The following is an 18,230-nucleotide window of genomic DNA, read 5'->3' on the forward strand; positions in this document are numbered from 1 at the left end:
CTATTTGTCATTATCGTTTGTTATAGGCTTTATTATGCTTGGCTATATGGAGTTAAGTTGCGTGTGGGGCTATCAGTGCGAGAGGGGTGTAAGTTGGCGCGGTGAAGGATATTCAAGCCGCTGAGGTCTACGCTTAAGGGTTTTGTCTGCGGGATGGGGAAGTTACACGGAAGTTGCTTCGTTAGTTTGTTGAGAATAATAATCAATACTCTTGTTGGTCCGCTACAAACTTATTGTTTTTTATGAACCACCAAACCCCGCAGCGTCATGACGCCACGGGGCTTTTTGTGGGCAAGTGGGCTCAGTGCAGAGCGGCGCCGGGCTTCAGCGGCTGGCGTTCAGGTATTCATCGGTCGCGACCACGCTGGCATAGGCGAACGCCAGGGATGCCATGTACGCCCCATGCACCTGGGCGGCCGGGATCACCTGGCCGTTGAACTCCAGGTCACGGGTGGCGCAGGCGTCGTGAATCACGGTGACGCCATACCCCAGGTCGGCGGCAGCCCGGGTGACGCCATCGATGCACATGTGGCTCATGCTGCCGACTATCACCAGTTCCTCGATGCCCTGTTGTTTGAGAATCGACTCCAGCTCGGTGTCGCGGAACGCATTGACGAAATGCTTGAGCACCACCGGCTCGTCGCCCTGGCTGGCGACCTTGGCATGCAGGCGCGCGCCTTCGGAGCCCGGGGCAAAGAACGGCGCGTCGCTCGAGGTGAACTCATGGCGCACATGGATTACCGGTTTGCCGCTTGCGCGAAAGGCGCCCAGCAGCCTGGCGGCATTGTCGGCAGCGGCCTCGACTTCGGCCAACGGCCACTTGCCCTGGGGAAAGTAGTCGTTCTGGATGTCGATCAGGATCAGTGCTTGCTTGGCCATAAGGGTTTCCTTGAACAGAGGTGGGTATGGCGTCCAGTATTGGCGCCGGCGGGTCTTTCGAGGATTGGCCGCACCGACAATAGCAGGGGGAAAACTGACAATGGCCATGCAACGTGCGGTCGCCGAACTGGGCGTGCTGATCTATCCCGGTGCGCAGATGGCCGCGGTCCACGGCTTGACCGACCTGTTCGGGGTGGCCAATCGGATTGCTGCCGAACACCAGAGCGACCAGTTGCCGTTGCTGCGTATCAGCCATTGGCAGGCCTCGTTCGATGAGGCGCCGGTGCGGGTCTATGACAGTCACCCGGGCCCCGATTCAGCGCTGGTGGCGGTGTTGATTCCGCCCTCCCTGGCGGGATTTTCCGAAGGCCAGGCCACGACCGCGCTGACTCACTGGCTGCGCGAACAGCATGCCGCCGGTGCCACCCTTGGCGGCGTCTGCGTGGGCTCGATCCTGATGGCCGAAAGCGGTCTGCTGGACGGGCGCAGCGCCACCACCCACTGGACCTCGGCCAAGAGTTTTGCCCTGCGTTACCCGCAGATCCGCCTGAGTGCCGAAAAGCCCATCGTCGACGATGGCGACCTGATCACCACGGCCGGGCTGATGGCCTGGTCCGAGCTGGGTCTGCGCCTGGTGGACCGCCTGCTGGGGCCGAGCATCGCCACCGGCACTGCGCGCTTTCTGGTGGTCGAGCACAGCGACAGCGCCAGCCAGTGCGGGAGCAATTTCGCGCCGATCCTCAATCACGGCGACCCGGCGATCCTCAAGGTCCAGCACTGGTTGCAGGGCAATGGCGCGGTGGAGGTGTCCCTGGGGGCCATGGCGCTGCAGGCGGGGCTGGAGGAGCGCACCTTGCTTCGACGTTTTCGTGCCGCCACCGGCCTCAAGCCGACCGAATACTGCCAGCACCTGCGAGTCGGCAAGGCCCGGGAGATGCTCGAGTTCAGCAACGGCACCATCGACCGTATCGCCTGGACCGTGGGTTATCAGGACCCGAGCGCCTTTCGCGCGATCTTCAGGAAAATCACCGGCCTGACCCCCAGCGACTATCGCAGTCGCTTCGGCGTAACGCCTCCAACTGCGGCGCGGGGCGATCAGGGGCGCTAGGCCCGTCGTGCAATATCCGCAGGCGTTGGCAACGATCGTGCAGTTTGCAACGGGCACAGTGCCGCTACGTTTCTCCAGCTGACTGATTTGCAAGGGGTTTTGCCCGGGCGGAGAGCTGGCCTGATCCGTGCAGCCCAAAGGGCACACTCATCGGCCGGTTGGCCAAGGTGGCCCCATGACCTCGACAAACCGCAAGAAGCTGGTGGTCGCGCATTCCACCCGTCCCCAGGCACCCCTGCATGAAGTCGAAACCAACCGCGCGCTGGCCCGCTGGCTGGCGCAGATTCTCGGCCTTAAATACGGCGGCAGCTACGACCCGGCGCAGCATGCCGGGCGTGACTTGTACTGGTTGCCGACCCAGACCCTGGTCGGGGCCGAAGCGGCGCGTGCGTTGGGGGTGACCAATGCGGACGATTTATGGGGCGGCTATGTCGAGCACGACTTTATCGCCACCAAAGCCATCGCCCACGGTTTGTTCAGCGCCGAGGCCGTAGCGCCGCCGGGCTGGTCGCCGCTGTTTGCGCAGCGGATCGGGGACTCGGTGCTGGACGGCTTCAGTGTGTTTTCCGAACAGGATGCGCGGTCCGCCGCCAGCCGTTTGCTGGAGTGCGGGCCGATCCGCATCAAGCCGATTCACGCCTGTGCCGGCCGCGGGCAACAGGTGATCGACAGCCTCGAGCATTTCGACCAGGCCCTGGCCCAGCCGCAGACCGCCGCCCTGTTCGAGGAGGGCGTGGTGCTTGAACAGGACCTGCAAGGGGTGATTACCCACAGCGTTGGCCAGTCGTTTATCGCCGGCCACGTCATCAGCTATTGCGGCGAGCAATTCCTGACCGAGGACGCCCATGGCGAACAGGTCTATGGTGGTTCGCGCTTGCTGGTGGTGCAGGGTGGCTACGAAACGCTGCTGGCCCTGGATCTGCCCCAGGACGTGCGCCTGGCGGTGCAGCAGGCCCAGGTGTTCGACAGCGCCGCGGATGAGGTTTACCCAGGCTTCTTTGCCTCGCGGCGCAATTACGACATCGCCCAGGGCCGGGCCGCCGACGGCCAGGTGCGCAGCGGCGTGCTCGAACAGTCCTGGCGCATGGGGGGCGCCAGCAGTGCCGAGGTGGCGGCCTTGCAGGCCTTTATCAATAACCCCGGGATGCGCGCGATCAACGTCGCCTCGGTGGAAACCTACAGTGATCAGGCACTGCCTGCGGACGCCATCGAGGTGTATCGCGGGCCGGCGGACAACAGCGATTTTCTTCTCAAATACGTAACGGTCCAATCCTATGACGGCTAGAAGCGAGAGCATTCAAATCGACATCGATGATGAACAGATGAGCGGGAATTTTCTCAGTCCCAAATCGAAAGTACCGGGGGTGTTATTCGTCCACGGCTGGGGCGGTAGCCAGGAGCGCGACCTGGAGCGCGCCAAGGGCATCGCCGGCTTGGGCTGCGTGTGCCTGACCTTCGATCTGCGGGGGCATGCCGGCACCGGCATTCCATTGTCGCGGGTCACCCGCGAAGACAACCTGCGCGACCTGCTGGCCGCCTATGACCGGCTGCTCTCGCACCCGGCCCTGGACACCTCGGCGATTGCCGTGGTTGGCACCAGCTACGGCGGCTACCTGGCGAGCATCCTCACCTCCCTGCGCCCGGTGCGCTGGCTGGCGCTGCGGGTGCCCGCGCTGTACCGCGACGAGCAGTGGCATACGCCCAAGCGTGACCTGGACAAGGCCGACCTGATGCACTACCGCAGCAGCCTGGTGCGCGCCGACAGCAATCGGGCGCTGCATGCCTGCGCCGCCTTTACCGGGGATGTGCTGTTGGTGGAGTCCGAGACCGATGACCACGTGCCCCACGCCACCATCATGAGTTACCGCGCGGCGTGCCAGCAGACCCATTCCCTGACCCACCGCATCATCGACGGCGCCGACCATTCCCTGAGCGATCCGGTGTCGCAGCAGGCCTACACCTCGATCCTCGTCAGCTGGATCACCGAGATGGTGGTAGGCGAGCGCCTGAGCATCATTCAGGAACGCTGATCGACGGCTCCGTCGCCAGGACCCCGGCGCTGCATCAGGCCGGTTTCTTCGCTATCCGAAGTGCCTTGGCCTTGGCCTCCACCACCAGGTACATCAGCAGGGCCACCAGCAGCGGCAGGATGAAGTAGATCGCCCGGTAGGCGATCAACCCGGCAAGCAGGCTGCCCCGGGACACCTCGTGTTGCAGCAGGGCGATAAAGACCGCCTCCAGCACCCCGAGCCCGGCCGGGATATGGGTGATGACCCCGGCGATGCTGCTGATCAGCAGCACCCCGAGCACCACCGGGTAATCCAGCTTGCCCGGCAGCAGGGTGAAAATCACCGCCGCCATCAACGACCAGTTGAGTGCCCCCAGCGCCAGTTGCAGCAGCGCCATGCGCAGTGACGGCAGGTTGATTTCCACGCCACGGATCGCCCACTCCCGACGTCGGGAGAACTGGCATGCGGCCAGGTAGCCGATGCTCAGCAGCAGCAACAGCACGCCCACGGCCTGCAACGCGCTGCTGCTGAGTTTCCAGCCGGGAGGCATCTGCACCACGCCACTGGCAAATACCCCCCCGGCCAGGACCATATAGCCGAACCAGTTGGTGGCCAGGCTCAGGCCGAGGATCTTGGCGATATTGCCGGTGCTTACCCCCAGCCGGGAATACAGGCGGTAGCGCATGGCGATCCCGCCGACCCAGGCGCTGAGGTTGAGGTTGAAGGCGTAGCTGATGATGCCCACCGGCAAAATCTGCCGCCAGCCCAGGTCCTGGCGGATGTAGGTGCGGCCGATCAGGTCGAAGCAGGCGTACACCAGAAAACTGGCCAGGGTCAGGCCGGCGGCGATGATCAGGGTGCGCACCTTGAAATCCGCCAGGGTGCTGAACACTTCGCTCCAGTCGATGCGCCGCGCGAGCAGGGTGAACAGCACGATCAACAGCAGGAAAAACAGCACCGTCAGCGGCTTTTTCAGGCGCTGCCAAAGGGTCTTGGAACCCTTGCTCTCGGAGGGCGCTGCGTGGGCGCTGGGCTGGCTCATGACGGCTGCTCCGGTGGCGCCTTGTGCTGCACAAAAGGCTTGAGCTGCGGTTTGTGCGCCGGCAACCAGCCGGCCCAGGCCGGAAAATGGCGCAGGAAGTGAAACACCATGAAGCCGACGGTCAGGCGCCACAGGCGGCCCCGGGGCTGGCGGTTTTCCGGCATGGCCTGGCAGTGGTCCTGGCTCAGCCGTTCCAGCCGCTCGAACAGCAGGCGGTTGAACGCCCGGTCGCGGATCAGCACGTTGGCTTCCAGGTTCAGCGACAGGCTCAGGGGGTCGAGGTTGCTCGAACCGACCGTGCTCCAGTCTTCATCCACCAGGGCCACCTTGCCGTGCAGCGGGCGCTGGCAGTATTCGTAGATGGTCACGCCGTCCTTGAGCAGGTAGTCGTAGAGCATGCGCGCGGCGAATTTGGCGATGGGCATGTCCGGCTCGCCCTGCAGGATCAGGCGCACATCCACCCCACGCCGGGCCGCGTTGCGGATTTCCCGCAGCAGGCGGTAACCGGGGAAGAAGTAGGCATTGGCGATCACCACCCGTTGCCGGGCGCCGCGCAGCACATGCAGGTACACCTCTTCGATGTCCGAGCGATGCTCGCGGTTGTCCCGATACACCAGCCGCACCTGACCGTCATGGTCGCTCAGCGCCAGTTCGGAGCGGCGTCGACGGCGCCGTTGCCACCAGTATTTGGCCCGGGCCGGGCGACCGCTTTGCACCAGGGCGAAATGGTGAATATCCACCACCGCCGGGCCTTCGATCTCGACCGCGTAATCCTGCTTGGCTTCGGGGCCGAAATCCGCCAGGTGATCGGCGGAGAAATTGATCCCGCCGATAAACGCCAGGCGCCCGTCGACCACTACGATCTTGCGGTGCAGCCGACGAAACCAGTTGGTGCGCACCCCCAGCAGCGGCCGTGCCGGGTCGAACAATTGCAGGTGCACTCCGGCCTCGCTCAGGGCGCCGAGGAAATCCCGGCTCAGCTCGCCGCAGCCAAAACCGTCGAGGCTCACCGTGACCCGTACCCCGCGTTGCGCAGCCTCGATCAGGATGGCATGCAGCTCATTGCCCACCTTGTCTTCGAAGAGGATGAAGGTTTCCAGGAGGATCTCGCTCCGGGCCTGGCGCAGTGCGGCGAACACCCGTGGGAAGTAGGCCTCGCCGTTCTCCAGCAGTTCGACCCGGTTGTTGCTGTGCCAGTCGTATTCCAGGTCCGAGGCCGGCGTTTCACTAGGTGCCACGGGGTTGGCGAGGGGTTCCAGGGTGGTTTTTTCCAGGGGCGTGCTGCTCATAATTCGACCTCCACCGACAGCGGCGCGTGGTCGGAAAGATGGGACCAGGGGTGAGCCGCCAGTACCTGGGGCCGATGGATGCGCAGATTGCGCAGGTAAATGCGGTCCAGCCGCAGCAGCGGCCAGCGCGCCGGAAAGCTGCGGGCCGGCTTGCCATGGGCATCGACAAAGGCTTCGCGCAAGCCGCTGCCGGCCAGCACCTGATCGGCCCGCTGGCGCCAGTCATTGAAGTCGCCGGCGACGATCACCGGGGCCCCGGGCGGGATCTGCTCCAGGCGTTGCAGCAACAGGTTCAACTGCTGCACGCGGTGGTCCTCCCGCAGCCCGAGGTGCACGCAGATCCCGTGCAGCTCCTGCTCCTGACCGGGCAGCTGCATGACACAGTGCAGCAGGCCGCGGTTTTCATGGCCGTTGAGGGAGATGTCGAGGTTGTCGTGGCGGATGATCGGGAATTTCGACAGCACCGCATTGCCATGGTCGCCCTCCGGGTACACCGCGTTGCGCCCGTAGGCGAACTGCGGCCAGATGCTGTCGGCGAGAAACTCGTATTGCGGCATGCTCGGCCAGTTGCTGTAGCGCTGCGGGTGCTGCTCGTGGGTGCCGTGCACCTCTTGCAGGAACACCAGGTCGGCGCCGACGCTGCGCACCGCTTCGCGCAATTCGGGAAGAATGAAACGCCGGTTCAGCGCCGTGAAGCCCTTGTGGGTATTGACCGTGAGGATACTGAAGCGCTGCACCCGGGCTTCGACGGGCGTCGCAGGATCACTGAGCACCGCAGTCTGCTGGCTGCTCATGGCAGGGCTCCCGGTGCGGCTGGCTGGCCGGGTTCGGTGGCCAGGTCGCGGTCCAGGCCGAAGCGTTGCAGCAACTGGCGCGCATCGAAGGGCGCGCGCACTTTGAGGTCGTTGTCGAAGTAGCAGAACACTTCGCGGCTCTTGCGCGCCCGGGGTCGGCGACGGGGGTCGATCAGATGCGCGTCCGAGGGTTGGCGGCCGTGGCTCCAGGTATCGATGCGGTCGCCCCAGTGTTTCAGGGCGGCGGCGGTGTAGCCGCTGGCATACAACTGCTCCTGGCCATGCAGGCGCAGGTAGACGAAGCCGCAGGTCAGGTCTTCGCAGTAAGGCCACTTGCCCGCCGCATCGGCGATCACCAGGGCCACGCCATAACGCCGCAGCAGGTCGGTGAAGGCGGGCACGGCAAAGCTTGGGTGACGAATCTCCACGGCATGGCGCAACGGTCGCTTGCGGTAGGCCTTGGAGCTGGCCTTGCCGTCCAGGCGCGGCTCGTGCTGGCGGGCCAGGGCGGCGGCCTGCTGGGTGTTGGCCGGCAGTTGGGCGAGAAAGTGCTCGAACAGTTCAGGGTCGAATTTGAAACTCGGCGGAAACTGCCAGAGGATCGCCCCGAGTTTGCCCTTGAGCTCCAGGACCCCGGAGGCGAAAAAGTTGGCCATGGGCCCGTGAATGTCCCGCAAGCGCCGGATATGGGTGATGAAGCGCGGGGCCTTGACGCTGAACACGAAGTGCTCGGGCGTTTCGGCGTACCACTGGGCATAACGCTCGGGCGTTTGCAGGGCGTAGAACGAACCGTTGATCTCGATGCTGTTGACCGCCCGCGAGGCGAATTGCAGCTCGCGCTTCTGGGTCAGACCCTTGGGGTAGAAGCCCCCGCGCCAGGGCGTGTAGCGCCAGCCCGAGATACCGATATGAATCGCCGCCATGTGTCCTCCCGTGCGCCGCCGTGCATTGCCCCGATGTTTTGCTGACTGTGGCGAGTGCGGGAAAGTTTCGACGGGGCTACCGATGGCACTGCGGATGGCACTGCAGATGGCTCCGCGGATGGCTCCGCGGATGGCACTGCTCCGCCGGACTGATTGCGCGGCAAACCGAACTTGCCGGGCATTTGCCGATCAGTTCCTTACAGACCCTTCTCAAGGAGCTCCGCGTTTTGTTCAATTTCAAGATCGCGCTATTGCTGGGGATCGTACTGGTGTTCGGCAGCAGCGAGCTGCAAGCCGCCGCAGCACCGGCACCTGCGGCCAGCACCAGCACCGACGCCGCCGAGGCGCCGGCCAAACCCGAACTGCTGGTGCAAGGCGGCCTGCTCGGGGCCATCAGTTCGAGCATCGATGACGTCCAGCAAAAACTCGACCTGAATGAAAACCTGGTGGACGCCTGGCGCCTGCGCGCCGACCGGGCGGCGGACGAGGTGGGCCGCCTGGTCAACCAGCCCTCGGATCGCTCGACCTGGAGCGTCGTCGGCGACTTCCTGATGCTGTCGGGGGTGTGGATCGGCGCCTTCATCGTGCTCACCCTGGCCGCCGGGCTGTTCGCCAAGCGCCTGAACCGGCACCGCCTGTTGGTGACCCGCCAGCGCAGCCAGTCCCTGCTCGGATATTTGCTGCCCTACACCTTGCCGGCGCTGATCTGCCTGCCGCTGACCCTGTACGCCAGCCACTTTCTGCAGGCGTCGGTGGGCCGGGCCCTGGCCCTGTGCTTTGCCTACGCCACCAGCAGCGGCATTGTCTCCACCTCGGTGCTGCTGTGCCTGGTGGTGATGTTCAATGTCGGCCACAAACGCCCTGCGGTGCAGATCATTCGCCGTCATTGCCCCCGGCCGTTGTTCCTGATCGGTTTTCTCGCGGCCCTCAGTGATGCCCTGACCAGCCCGCAGATCGCCCGGCAGTTGGGCGGCAATATCACCAGCAGCATTGCGGTGTTCACCGGTCTGTTCGCTTCGGTGATTTTCGGCCTGCTGGTGATCCGCCTGCGCCGGCCGGTGGCGCACCTGATTCGCAACCGCCCCCTGGCCCAGCGCCTCAAGCAACCGGCGCTGCAAGAGTCGCTGCGGATTTTCTCCGGGCTCTGGTACTGGCCGATCCTGCTGATGGTGCTGGTCTCGGCGATCAACCTGATCGGTGTCGGCGAAGACAACCAGAAAGCCCTGCGTTGCGCCTTGCTGACCACGGTATTGCTGATCGCCACGGTGTTTCTCAGCACCGTGTTCCAGCACCTGTTCAAGTCCCGCAGTGCCCAGGCCCTGCAACGCAGCAGCGCCTACAAGGAACGCTTTTTGAGTTTGCTGCACGCCTTGCTGCGCATTGTCATGGCCATCGCCTTCATTGAAATCCTCGGGCGGATCTGGGGCCTGTCACTGTTCGAATTCGCCCAGCGCAATACCGTGGGCCGGGCCATCAGCGATTCCCTGAGCAGCATCGGCCTGATCTTCCTCGTCACCTGGCTGCTGTGGGTGGTGCTGGACACGGCGATCCAGGAAGCCTTGAAACCGCCGGTCAGCAAACGCGGCGCACGCCAGCCCAGTACCCGGGTCAAGACCATCCTGCCGCTGCTGCGCAATGCGATCAAAATCGTGCTGGTGGTGATCTGCGCGATCACCACCATGGCCAACCTGGGGATCAACGTCGGCCCGTTGCTGGCGGGTGCCGGGGTGGTCGGCCTGGCGATTGGTTTCGGTTCGCAGCAACTGGTGCAGGACGTGATCACCGGGCTGTTCATCATCATCGAAGACACGCTGTCGGTGGGCGACTGGGTGGTGCTCGACTCCGGCCACGCCGGCACCGTCGAGGGCCTGACCATTCGCACCTTGCGCCTGCGCGACGGCAAGGGTTTCGTGCATTCGGTGCCGTTCGGCCAGATCAAGGCGGTCACCAACCAGTCCCGGCAGTTCGCCTATGCGTTTTTCTCGGTGCAGTTCACCTACGACACCGACGTCGACAAGGCGGTGGAATTGATCCGCGAAGCCGGCCGCTCCATCAGCGAAGACCCGTTCCTCAAATACAACCTGCAAGGTTCGCTGGATGTGTTCGGGGTGGACAAGATGGACCTCAACGGCGTGGTCCTGACCGCGCAGTTCCGCACCGTCTCCGGCGGCCAGTACGCGGTCAACCGTGCCTTCAACCAGCGCCTGAAAAAGCTTGTGGATAACAGCCCCTGGGTGCACTTCGCCCAGACTTATCCACAGCAGGTGCTGCTGCCCAAGCGCAACGCCCAGGAGGATGAGCCGGAGCACCACGACACCCCGGGCGTGCTCTTGCCTGACCAGCCACGCCCGCAGTAGCCGGCGTGGTGTTCAGTGGTGGGTGAGGGCGGTGCGCAGCAACAGGGTGGCGTGGTCGTCCAGCTCCAGCCAGAAGTGAGGTTTGCCGGCAATGTGCGCCGCCGCCGGCACACCGTCGCGGTACACCAGGCGGTTGCCGGCCAGCGCCGGCACCTTGCTGCCGGGCAACAAGGTGCCGACGAGGTTCAGCGGATCGACCCCGCACACTGCGACCAGGCTGCCGTCGTGGGGCCGGCGCCGCACTTCGCGCAGCAGCGGGATGGCTTCGGGCAGGGCGAATTGCTCACCGGCAAGGCCGCTGACAAAACGGCCGCCGCGAATCTCGCCCCGGGCTTCCAGGCGATGAAAGGTGCGCAGCAGTTCGCGCCAGCTTGGCAACCAGTCGGCTTCACGCTCCAGCAAGCGCCAGAACACCACGCCGTAGCGGCGCAGCAGGGTCATCGCTACGTGCTCCAGAGTGGCCGGTGCAGTGGCGGCGGGACGGTTGGACAGGGGCGCCGGGTCGGCGGGCGCCCGTCGCAGCAGCGCCCAGCGCCCGGCATCGTCCATGCCGCCGACAAACGCGCCACGGCCACGTCGGCTGCTGCGGGCCTGGCGTTTGCTGGCCGGGGTGATCAGCGCCCGCAGCCCGGCAAAGCTGTCGGCATTGACCAGGCCGGCTCCCACCAGCTCCTGCAGGGCAATCTCCAGTTCGCTGCGCAGCAGATGGGCCTCGTGCACCAGTTCGTCGAAAAACAGTGCCCCGTGCTGGCTCAGGGCGGCGTGCACCTTTTGCGCCTTGGGTGACAATTCATGGCTTTCGGGCGGTGCTGTGAGCGAACTCCAGAGCGGCACCTGAGCCCGTGGCAGCAGGACCACCGGCGTGCTGCGCAGCGCGCTGCCGCTGAGGCTGTGCTGGGCACTGAGGCGGCTCCACACCAGCTTGCCGCTGCGGCACAGCTCATCGAGCCAGGTGGCGGAATAATCCTTGAGCCGCGCCGGCAACAGGTCGCTGTCCCAGGCCGAAGCTGCTGCCGGGTAGCCTTCCAGCTGGCCGACCACTTGCGCCAGCATGGCGCTGCCCTGGCCCCGGGTGCCGGCAGACAGGTGCTGCCAGTCGAATAGAAAGCGCATGAAATCCTGCAACGCCACCGGCTCGATTTCCCGGCGCAGGCGCTTGACCGTGTAGCGATGGATACGCGCCAGCAGGTGCCGTTCGCACCATTGCGCCTCCTCGGTGCCGGGGCTGAAATGCCCGCGCAACACATAGCCCTCGCTTTCCAGTTGGGCCAGGGCCTGGGCGATGGTCGAGGGCGGCAATTGCAGGGGCGCGGCGATCTGCTCCAGGGTCAGCGGGCCAAAGCCACCCAGGCGCGCGCGGAGGATTTCCACCCGTGCCGCGTCGGCGTCCCAGGGCTGGTCAAAACCCGGCAGCGGGGCCAGCGCCGGCTGCGCGCGGGCCTCGGGGTACAGCGCTTGCAGGCACACCAGGCGTTCCCGGGCGACCCACAGGGCATGGCCCTGGCCGATCGGCAAGCAACTGGCGCGGCCATGCTCGGCCAGCTCCTGCAACCACTGCGGCCACTGCGGTTGGGCCTGAGCTTCGCCGGCGCTGATCGTGCCCAGGCTCATCAGCGCTTCGTGCATTTCATCGGCATTGGCCGGTAGCGGCCAGGCCTCGTCGCGCACGCTCTGGATCGCTTCGGGGTCCAGGGCGCCGAGGTCGTCGCTGGCTTGCGGGTCGCTCCAGCGCCGGTTGAGCACGGCCTGGGTACGGCGTTCTTCAAGCGGCGCATCGTCGAGAAAGGTGTAGGGCTTGGCGTTGAGAATTTCTGCGGCCAGGGGCGAGGGCGCCGGCAGGTCGCGGCTGATCAGGCGCACCTGACCCTGCTCGATGCGCCGCAGCAGCGCCAGCCAGCCTTCGCTGTCCATGGCTTCGTGCAGGCAATCGTCGAGGGTCTGCTCCACCAGCGGGTGGTCGGGGATTTCCCGCTCGCCGGCGAGGTTCTCCAGGCAGGCGATCTGATCGGGAAAGACGCTGGCGATCAGGTCTTCGCTTTTCATGCGCTGGATCTGCGGCGCCACTTTGCGCCCGCCGGTAAAACGCGGCAACGCCATGGCCACCCCGGCGTTCCAGCGCCAGCGCACCCCGAACAGCGGCGCATCGAGCACCGCCTGGATCAGGATGTGCTCGGCGCTGTTGCTGTGCAGGTAACGCCACACCTCGTCCAGCTCGAAGCTGTGGCTGGTGGACAGCGACAGCACGATCGCGTCCTCGCTGGCCGCCGCCTGCAATTCGAAGTTGAAGGTGCGGCAGAAGCGCTTGCGCAGGGCCAGGCCCCAGGCGCGGTTGATCCGACTGCCGTAGGGCGTATGGATAATCAGTTGGGTGCCGCCGGACTCATCGAAAAAGCGCTCCATGACCAGGGTGTCCTGGGACGGCAACGCGCCGAGGGCCAGCCGCGCCCGGGCCAGGTATTCCACCAGTTGCTCGGCGCTGGCGAGGTTCAGGCCAAGGTGTTCGGTCAGCCAGTCGAGGCTCGGTTGCACATTGCCGGGGCTGGCGGCCAGCAATGCGTCGAGTTGCCCCAGCAGGCGCGCCACGGCCTGGGACAGCTCGGCACTGCGCCCGGGCGCCTCGCCCAGCCAGAAAGGGATAGTCGGCGGCTGGCCCTGGGCATCCTCGACCCGCACCCGGCCCGGTTCGACCCGCAGGATGCGGTACGAGGTATTGCCCAGCTGGAACACATCGCCGGCGATGCTCTCGACCGCGAAGTCTTCGTTGACGCTGCCGATGTTCAGCGCCTGGGGTTCGAGCAGCACGCTGTAGTCGGCATTGTCGGGGATGGTGCCGCCGCTGGTCACCGCCGTCAGCCTGCTGCCCCGGCGCCCGCGCAAGGCCCCGCCCACGGCGTCGCGATGCAGGTAGGCGCTGCGGATGCCCTGGCGCCCGTTGTAGCCTTCGGCGAGCATTTTCAGCAGGGCCTGGTAATGCGCCTCGTCGAGGGAGGCATAGGGCGTGGCCCGGCGAATCATCTGCAACAGCGCCTGCTCCTGCCATTCCTGGCAACTGACTTCGGCAATGATCTGCTGCGCCAGCACATCCAGCGGCGCCACGGGGATGTGCAGGGTGTCCAGTTCGCCGCGGCGCACACAGTCGAGCAGGGCCGTGCATTCGATCAAGTCGTCGCGGGACAGGGCGAACAGCCGGCCTTTGGGAGTGCCGCCGACCTGGTGCCCGGAGCGCCCGACCCGTTGCAGGAACGCGGAGATGGAGCGCGGCGAGCCGATCTGGCACACCAGGTCGACCTCGCCGATATCGATCCCCAGTTCCAGGGAGGCGGTGGCGATCAGTACCTGCAATTCGCCGCGCTTGAGCCGCTGTTCGGCATCCAGGCGTTGCTCCTTGGCCAGGCTGCCGTGGTGCGCGGCTACCGCCTGCTTGCCCAGGCGCTCGCTCAAATGCCGCGCCAGGCGTTCGGCGAGGCGCCGGGTATTGACGAAAATCAGCGTGGTGCGGTGTTCCCGCGCCAGTTGGGCCAGGCGCTCATACACCAGCTCCCAGACATCGTTGGCCATCACTGCCGACAGCGGCACCGGCGGCACCTCGATGCCCAGGTCCCGGGGGCGCGCATGGCCGATATCGACAATGGCGCAGGGCCGCTGGGTGCCGACCAGGAAGCGCGATACGGCGTCGATCGGCTTTTGCGTGGCCGACAGGCCGATGCGCATCAGCGGTTCGGCGCACAACGCTTGCAGGCGCTCCAGGCTCAGGGCCAGGTGGCTGCCGCGCTTGCCTGCGGCGATGGCATGGATTTCATCGACGATCACCGTGCGCGTGCTGGCGAGCATTCGCCGCCCGGAGTCGGAACCCAGCAGCACGTACAGCGACTCCGGGGTGGTGACCAGGATGTGCGGCGCATGCTTGCGCATGGCGCTGCGTTCTTTCTGCGGGGTGTCGCCGGTGCGCACGGCGGTGCTGATGCGCAGCTCGGGCAGGCCCATGGCGCGCAATTGCTCGGTGATGCCGGCCAGGGGGTTCTGCAGGTTGATCTGTATATCGTTACTCAGCGCCTTGAGCGGCGAGACGTACACCACCAGGGTCGCGTCCGGCAACTCGCCGCCTTGTTCCAGGCCACGCCAGACCAGGTCGTCGAGCACCGCGAGAAACGCGGTCAGGGTCTTGCCGGAGCCGGTGGGCGCGGCGATCAGGGTCGACTGGCGCTGGCGAATCAACGGCCAGGCTTTAGCCTGCGCGGCGGTGACCGCGGGGAAGGTGGCGTTGAACCAGGCGCTGACGGCGGGGTGGAAGCCGGCCAGGGCGTTGTCCGCGGAGTGGGGAAGATTCATGGACTGAGTTATGCGGTCGTCTCAAGTCACTTGCAAGGCCCGCCGGGCGGCCTGGGCGGCACACCGGGCATGGCTGCGGCTACAAGGGTGATTTTTTCGGGTAAGGTGCCAACGGCTTGGCGCGTGTTTACTTTATCCGTGACGGTTGCGCCACAAACCCGCAAAATGCAACGATTCCGGCAATTCTCGATGGCTGAACCCGCGGGTTTGGCCGACTCAAACCATCGTTCCGAACAGACTGGGCCTGCTGACTCTATGCGAATGCGCCTTATGTTACTGGGCGGCGGAAATGCCCTTGGGCAGGCGCTGATTCGCCTGGGTGCGGAGGAAGACATCGGCTTCCTCGCCCCCCGTCCGCCGCAAGACGGCTGGGATGCCGCGAGCCTCACGCAACTGCTCGACGACACCCGCCCGGATGCCTTGATCAACCTTGCGTACTACTTCGACTGGTTTCAGGCGGAGGCCGTGCCCGAGGCACGCCTGGCCGGCCAGGAGCGTGCTGTCGAGCGGCTGTCCGAGCTGTGCCAGCATCACAACATCATTCTTGTGCAGCCTTCCAGCTACCGGGTCTTCGACGGTTCGCGGGCCACCGCCTACAGCGAAAAAGACGAACCCGTCCCTCTGGGGCTGCGCGGCCAGGCTTTGTGGCGGATCGAGCAAAGCGTACGCGCCACCTGCCCGCAGCATGTGCTGCTGCGTTTTGGCTGGCTGCTCGACGACAGCGCCGATGGCACCCTCGGGCGCTTCCTGGCCTGCGCCGAAACCGCTGAAGAACTGTTTATGGCCGATGACCGGCGCGGCAATCCGACGCCGGTGGACGATGCGGCACGGGTGATCATCTCGGTGCTCAAGCAGCTCGATTGCGCCGCGCCGCTGTGGGGCACTTATCACTACGCCGGCCACGAGGCGACCACCACATTGGCCCTGGGCCAGGCGGTGCTCACCGAAGCCCGCCAGCAACACCCCCTGGCCATCGAGTCGCCCACCGCCCAGGCCCACGCCGCGCGGCCGGACGCCGCCGACGAGCCGCAGCACGCGGTGCTGGCCTGCAAGAAAATTCTGCACACCTTCGGGATCAAGCCCCGCGCCTGGCGCGCCGGGCTCCCGGCATTACTGGATAGGTATTACCGACATGGCTGATGATCGCCCTGTACTGATCACCGGCGGCGCCGGTTTTATCGGCTCGCACCTGAGCGATGCGCTGCTCGCCAAGGGGTACGCGGTGCGTATCCTCGATAATCTGTCGACCGGCAAGCGCAGCAACCTGGCACTGGATAACCCGCGCCTGGAATTGCTCGAAGGCGATGTCGCCGATGCGGCCCTGGTGGCCCGGGCCATGGTCGGTTGCCAGGCCGTGGCCCATCTGGCGGCCGTGGCCTCGGTACAAGCTTCGGTGGACGACCCGGTGCGCACCCACCAGAGCAACTTCATCGGCACCTTGAACGTCTGCGAAGCGATGCGCGAGGCCGGAGTCAAGCGCGTGCTGTTCGCCTCCAGCGCGGCCATCTACGGCAACAATGGCGAAGGCCATTCGATCGACGAAGACACGCCCAAGGCACCGTTGACGCCCTACGCTTCGGACAAGCTGGCCAGCGAGTACTACCTGGATTTCTACCGGCGCCAACATGGGCTGGAGCCGGCGATCTTCCGCTTCTTCAACATCTTCGGCCCACGCCAGGATCCGTCTTCGCCTTACTCCGGGGTGATCAGCATTTTCTGCGCGCGCGCGCAGCAGGGCCTGCCGATCACCGTGTTCGGCGACGGCGAGCAGACCCGCGATTTCATGTATGTCGAAGACCTGGTGAGCCTGCTGGTGCAAGCCATCGAAGCGCCGCAGCTGGAAGTCGGGGCGGTCAACGTCGGCCTGAATCAGTCGATGACCCTCAAGCAGATGCTTGAAGCCCTGGAGCAGGTGCTGGGTCAGTTGCCGCCGATCAGCTATGGCCCGCCGCGCTCGGGCGATATCCGCCATTCCCGGGCCAACAACCAGCGTCTGCTGGAGCGCTTCACCCTGGCCGAGCAGACGCCGATGAGCGTTGGCCTGGCGCGTCTTCTGGGGCGTTGAGGTTTATTCCAGGCATGAAAAAGGCGCCCCGAGAGGCGCCTTTTTTGTCTGTCGGGCTTAGAACTTGTAGCCCAGGCCGACCATGTAGACCATCGGGTCCACGTCGACATTGACCTTGGCCCGAGTGCCCGAACCCACAGCGACGTTGTCGACATAAGCGGTGGTGTTGATGTCGATGTAACGCACTTGGGCGTTGACCATCAGCTTGTCGGTCAGCATGTAGTCCGCACCCACCTGCCAGGCCAGGCCCCAGGAGTTCTTGGCGCGGAAGTTGTCGAAACCGGCTTCGCTGGCGCGGCTGCCGACGTGCTCGTCGTAGATCCAGGTGTAGTTGATACCGGCGCCGACATAGGGCTGGAACACCGACTTGGAGTCCAGCGGGTAGTAGACCACGCTCAGGGTCGGCGGCAGGTGCTTGAGGGTACCGAGCTTGCCATTGGCTGGGCCCAGGTCGGTGTTCTTGAGTTTCACATCGTGTTCGAACGGCGTGGCGGCCAGCAGCTCGATACCAATGTTGTTGGTGATCATGTAGGCAAAGTTCAAGCCCAGCTGGGTGTCGCTGCTCATGGTCGCCTTGCCGTTCAGGTTGGTACCTGCCAGCGAACCGCGATCGACCCTGACGTTGCCGCTGTCGGCTTTCGGGTTGACGGTGATGGCACCGGCGCGGACCAGAATTTCGCCCGCTTCGTGGGCGTGGGCAGCGGGGGCGGCGAGTGCGAGCGCAATCAGGGAGGCGCTGAGCAAGGACTTGTGCATGGAGGGCTCCAAAGGACGGTTCAAGTTGGCTGTGTCCAATGGTAAAGATCGTCCGCGCCCAGGCGTTGACTCAGCTCAATGAAATCGTCATGGCTGGCCAAAGCCATGAACTATTCTGTTTGCCCTTACTCTGTGTCCGGTTGTTCGTGCGGATGCCTCACTCGGGCAATTCGTAGACGTAGATCTTCTGTGCATCCATCTGATACCCGGCGTCTGCCAGCTCGCTGGTGGAGGCCTTGACCTGCATGGCACCTTCGATCCAGTAAGGCTGGTACAGCTCTTCGAGCTTGACCCCGACCTCGCTTTTGACATGCACGATCTGGTTCGACGGTGGCGGCGGCACGTGGATGCAGGCGCCGAAGTAGGGCACCAGCAAAAACTCGGTGGTGCGCCCTTCCTCGCTGACTTCCAGCGGCACGATATAACCCGGCAGGCGGATCGACTGGCCGTCGAGGCTGTTGACCACCGGCGCGTTGGGCATGTCCTGTTTGGCTGCCGGAGCGGACTCGGCAGCCAGGGCATCGCTCATTTGCGACAGGTCATGCAGCGGCTGCATGTTCGGTACTTCCGCTGGCGCGTCCGGCGGGATCATCTCCGACCAGGTCAGTTCTCTGGGCGCCGCTGCCCACAGGGGCATGGCCACCAGCAGCAACAGCGCAAGCAAGGCGCGGGGCATGAA

14 protein-coding genes are annotated in these 18,230 nt (G+C 65.1%); 6 read left to right on the forward strand and 8 right to left on the reverse strand.

The features are described from left to right. Window positions 1-324 precede the first annotated feature (324 nt). Window positions 325-879, reverse strand: a complete 555-nt coding sequence (locus tag MF4836_RS19170) for a cysteine hydrolase family protein (protein WP_078471580.1) — start codon at window positions 877-879, stop codon at window positions 325-327. A 100-nt stretch (window positions 880-979) separates the two neighbouring features. Here MF4836_RS19170 and MF4836_RS19175 point away from each other — a divergent pair, with 100 nt between their 5' ends. The 3 genes from MF4836_RS19175 (at window position 980) to MF4836_RS19185 (ending at window position 4,017) form a co-directional block, all read left to right on the forward strand. Continuing rightward, a complete protein-coding gene (locus tag MF4836_RS19175; protein WP_078471581.1) occupies window positions 980-1,987 on the forward strand; it encodes a GlxA family transcriptional regulator in 1,008 nt (335 codons plus the stop codon). Window positions 1,988-2,162: 175 nt separating this feature from the next. Continuing rightward, window positions 2,163-3,272 (forward strand): DUF3182 family protein, encoded by a 1,110-nt coding sequence (locus tag MF4836_RS19180; RefSeq protein ID WP_078471582.1) that lies wholly within the window; start codon window positions 2,163-2,165, stop codon window positions 3,270-3,272. Next, window positions 3,262-4,017, forward strand: coding sequence for an alpha/beta hydrolase family protein (locus MF4836_RS19185; protein ID WP_020297876.1), 756 nt, complete (start codon window positions 3,262-3,264; stop codon window positions 4,015-4,017). Before MF4836_RS19180 ends, MF4836_RS19185 begins: the two co-directional genes overlap by 11 nt. A gap of 34 nt (window positions 4,018-4,051) precedes the next feature. On the opposite strand, the gene MF4836_RS19190 is transcribed toward MF4836_RS19185, so the two are convergent. The 4 genes from MF4836_RS19190 to MF4836_RS19205 are packed head-to-tail and all read right to left on the reverse strand — an operon-like array spanning window position 4,052 to window position 8,044. Then, the gene (locus MF4836_RS19190) at window positions 4,052-5,038 is read right to left on the reverse strand and encodes a lysylphosphatidylglycerol synthase domain-containing protein (protein ID WP_078471583.1); all 987 of its coding nucleotides are present in this window, start codon (window positions 5,036-5,038) and stop codon (window positions 4,052-4,054) included. After that, on the reverse strand, window positions 5,035-6,327 hold the full coding sequence (clsB, locus tag MF4836_RS19195; RefSeq protein WP_078471584.1) for a cardiolipin synthase ClsB: 1,293 nt from the start codon (window positions 6,325-6,327) through the stop codon (window positions 5,035-5,037). The genes MF4836_RS19190 and clsB overlap by 4 nt, the downstream gene beginning before the upstream one ends. Next, window positions 6,324-7,121 carry an endonuclease/exonuclease/phosphatase family protein gene (locus tag MF4836_RS19200; protein WP_078471585.1) on the reverse strand — a complete coding sequence of 266 codons (798 nt, stop codon included), beginning with the start codon at window positions 7,119-7,121 and terminating at the stop codon, window positions 6,324-6,326. The genes clsB and MF4836_RS19200 overlap by 4 nt, the downstream gene beginning before the upstream one ends. Then, window positions 7,118-8,044: a DUF72 domain-containing protein gene (locus tag MF4836_RS19205; protein ID WP_078471586.1), complete on the reverse strand. Its 927-nt coding sequence runs from the start codon at window positions 8,042-8,044 to the stop codon at window positions 7,118-7,120. Before MF4836_RS19205 ends, MF4836_RS19200 begins: the two co-directional genes overlap by 4 nt. Before the next feature lie 227 nt (window positions 8,045-8,271). Between MF4836_RS19205 and MF4836_RS19210 the strand changes: the two genes are divergently transcribed. Then, window positions 8,272-10,401 carry a mechanosensitive ion channel family protein gene (locus tag MF4836_RS19210; RefSeq protein ID WP_078471587.1) on the forward strand — a complete coding sequence of 710 codons (2,130 nt, stop codon included), beginning with the start codon at window positions 8,272-8,274 and terminating at the stop codon, window positions 10,399-10,401. Between the two features lie 12 nt (window positions 10,402-10,413). On the opposite strand, the gene MF4836_RS19215 is transcribed toward MF4836_RS19210, so the two are convergent. After that, entirely contained in the window at window positions 10,414-14,730 is a 4,317-nt protein-coding gene (locus MF4836_RS19215) for a DEAD/DEAH box helicase (protein ID WP_078471588.1), read from the reverse strand. Between the two features lie 255 nt (window positions 14,731-14,985). On the opposite strand from MF4836_RS19215, the gene MF4836_RS19220 reads away from it, so the two are divergent. Both MF4836_RS19220 and MF4836_RS19225 read left to right on the forward strand, forming a co-directional pair. Then, window positions 14,986-15,870 carry a sugar nucleotide-binding protein gene (locus tag MF4836_RS19220; RefSeq protein ID WP_078471589.1) on the forward strand — a complete coding sequence of 295 codons (885 nt, stop codon included), beginning with the start codon at window positions 14,986-14,988 and terminating at the stop codon, window positions 15,868-15,870. Beyond that, the gene (locus MF4836_RS19225; protein ID WP_078471590.1) at window positions 15,863-16,795 is read left to right on the forward strand and encodes an NAD-dependent epimerase/dehydratase family protein; all 933 of its coding nucleotides are present in this window, start codon (window positions 15,863-15,865) and stop codon (window positions 16,793-16,795) included. Before MF4836_RS19220 ends, MF4836_RS19225 begins: the two co-directional genes overlap by 8 nt. A gap of 57 nt (window positions 16,796-16,852) precedes the next feature. On the opposite strand, the gene MF4836_RS19230 is transcribed toward MF4836_RS19225, so the two are convergent. Continuing rightward, the gene (locus MF4836_RS19230; RefSeq protein WP_078471591.1) at window positions 16,853-17,551 is read right to left on the reverse strand and encodes an OmpW/AlkL family protein; all 699 of its coding nucleotides are present in this window, start codon (window positions 17,549-17,551) and stop codon (window positions 16,853-16,855) included. A 157-nt stretch (window positions 17,552-17,708) separates the two neighbouring features. After that, window positions 17,709-18,227: a DUF3299 domain-containing protein gene (locus MF4836_RS19235; protein ID WP_078471592.1), complete on the reverse strand. Its 519-nt coding sequence runs from the start codon at window positions 18,225-18,227 to the stop codon at window positions 17,709-17,711. Window positions 18,228-18,230: the final 3 nt, after the last annotated feature.

It is taken from the genome of Pseudomonas sp. MF4836 (genome assembly GCF_002018875.1).
Classification (GTDB): domain Bacteria; phylum Pseudomonadota; class Gammaproteobacteria; order Pseudomonadales; family Pseudomonadaceae; genus Aquipseudomonas.

What these genes read in the sequence shown, in the direction of transcription:
- MF4836_RS19170 (WP_078471580.1), bottom strand. Translation starts at nt 879, where the DNA reads ATGGCCAAGCAAGCACTGATCCTGATCGACATCCAGAACGACTACTTT.
- MF4836_RS19175 (WP_078471581.1), top strand. Translation starts at nt 980, where the DNA reads ATGGCCATGCAACGTGCGGTCGCCGAACTGGGCGTGCTGATCTATCCC.
- MF4836_RS19180 (WP_078471582.1), top strand. Translation starts at nt 2,163, where the DNA reads ATGACCTCGACAAACCGCAAGAAGCTGGTGGTCGCGCATTCCACCCGT.
- MF4836_RS19185 (WP_020297876.1), top strand. Translation starts at nt 3,262, where the DNA reads ATGACGGCTAGAAGCGAGAGCATTCAAATCGACATCGATGATGAACAG.
- MF4836_RS19190 (WP_078471583.1), bottom strand. Translation starts at nt 5,038, where the DNA reads ATGAGCCAGCCCAGCGCCCACGCAGCGCCCTCCGAGAGCAAGGGTTCC.
- clsB (WP_078471584.1), bottom strand. Translation starts at nt 6,327, where the DNA reads ATGAGCAGCACGCCCCTGGAAAAAACCACCCTGGAACCCCTCGCCAAC.
- MF4836_RS19200 (WP_078471585.1), bottom strand. Translation starts at nt 7,121, where the DNA reads ATGAGCAGCCAGCAGACTGCGGTGCTCAGTGATCCTGCGACGCCCGTC.
- MF4836_RS19205 (WP_078471586.1), bottom strand. Translation starts at nt 8,044, where the DNA reads ATGGCGGCGATTCATATCGGTATCTCGGGCTGGCGCTACACGCCCTGG.
- MF4836_RS19215 (WP_078471588.1), bottom strand. Translation starts at nt 14,730, where the DNA reads ATGAATCTTCCCCACTCCGCGGACAACGCCCTGGCCGGCTTCCACCCC.
- MF4836_RS19220 (WP_078471589.1), top strand. Translation starts at nt 14,986, where the DNA reads ATGCGAATGCGCCTTATGTTACTGGGCGGCGGAAATGCCCTTGGGCAG.
- MF4836_RS19225 (WP_078471590.1), top strand. Translation starts at nt 15,863, where the DNA reads ATGGCTGATGATCGCCCTGTACTGATCACCGGCGGCGCCGGTTTTATC.
- MF4836_RS19230 (WP_078471591.1), bottom strand. Translation starts at nt 17,551, where the DNA reads ATGCACAAGTCCTTGCTCAGCGCCTCCCTGATTGCGCTCGCACTCGCC.
- MF4836_RS19235 (WP_078471592.1), bottom strand. Translation starts at nt 18,227, where the DNA reads ATGCCCCGCGCCTTGCTTGCGCTGTTGCTGCTGGTGGCCATGCCCCTG.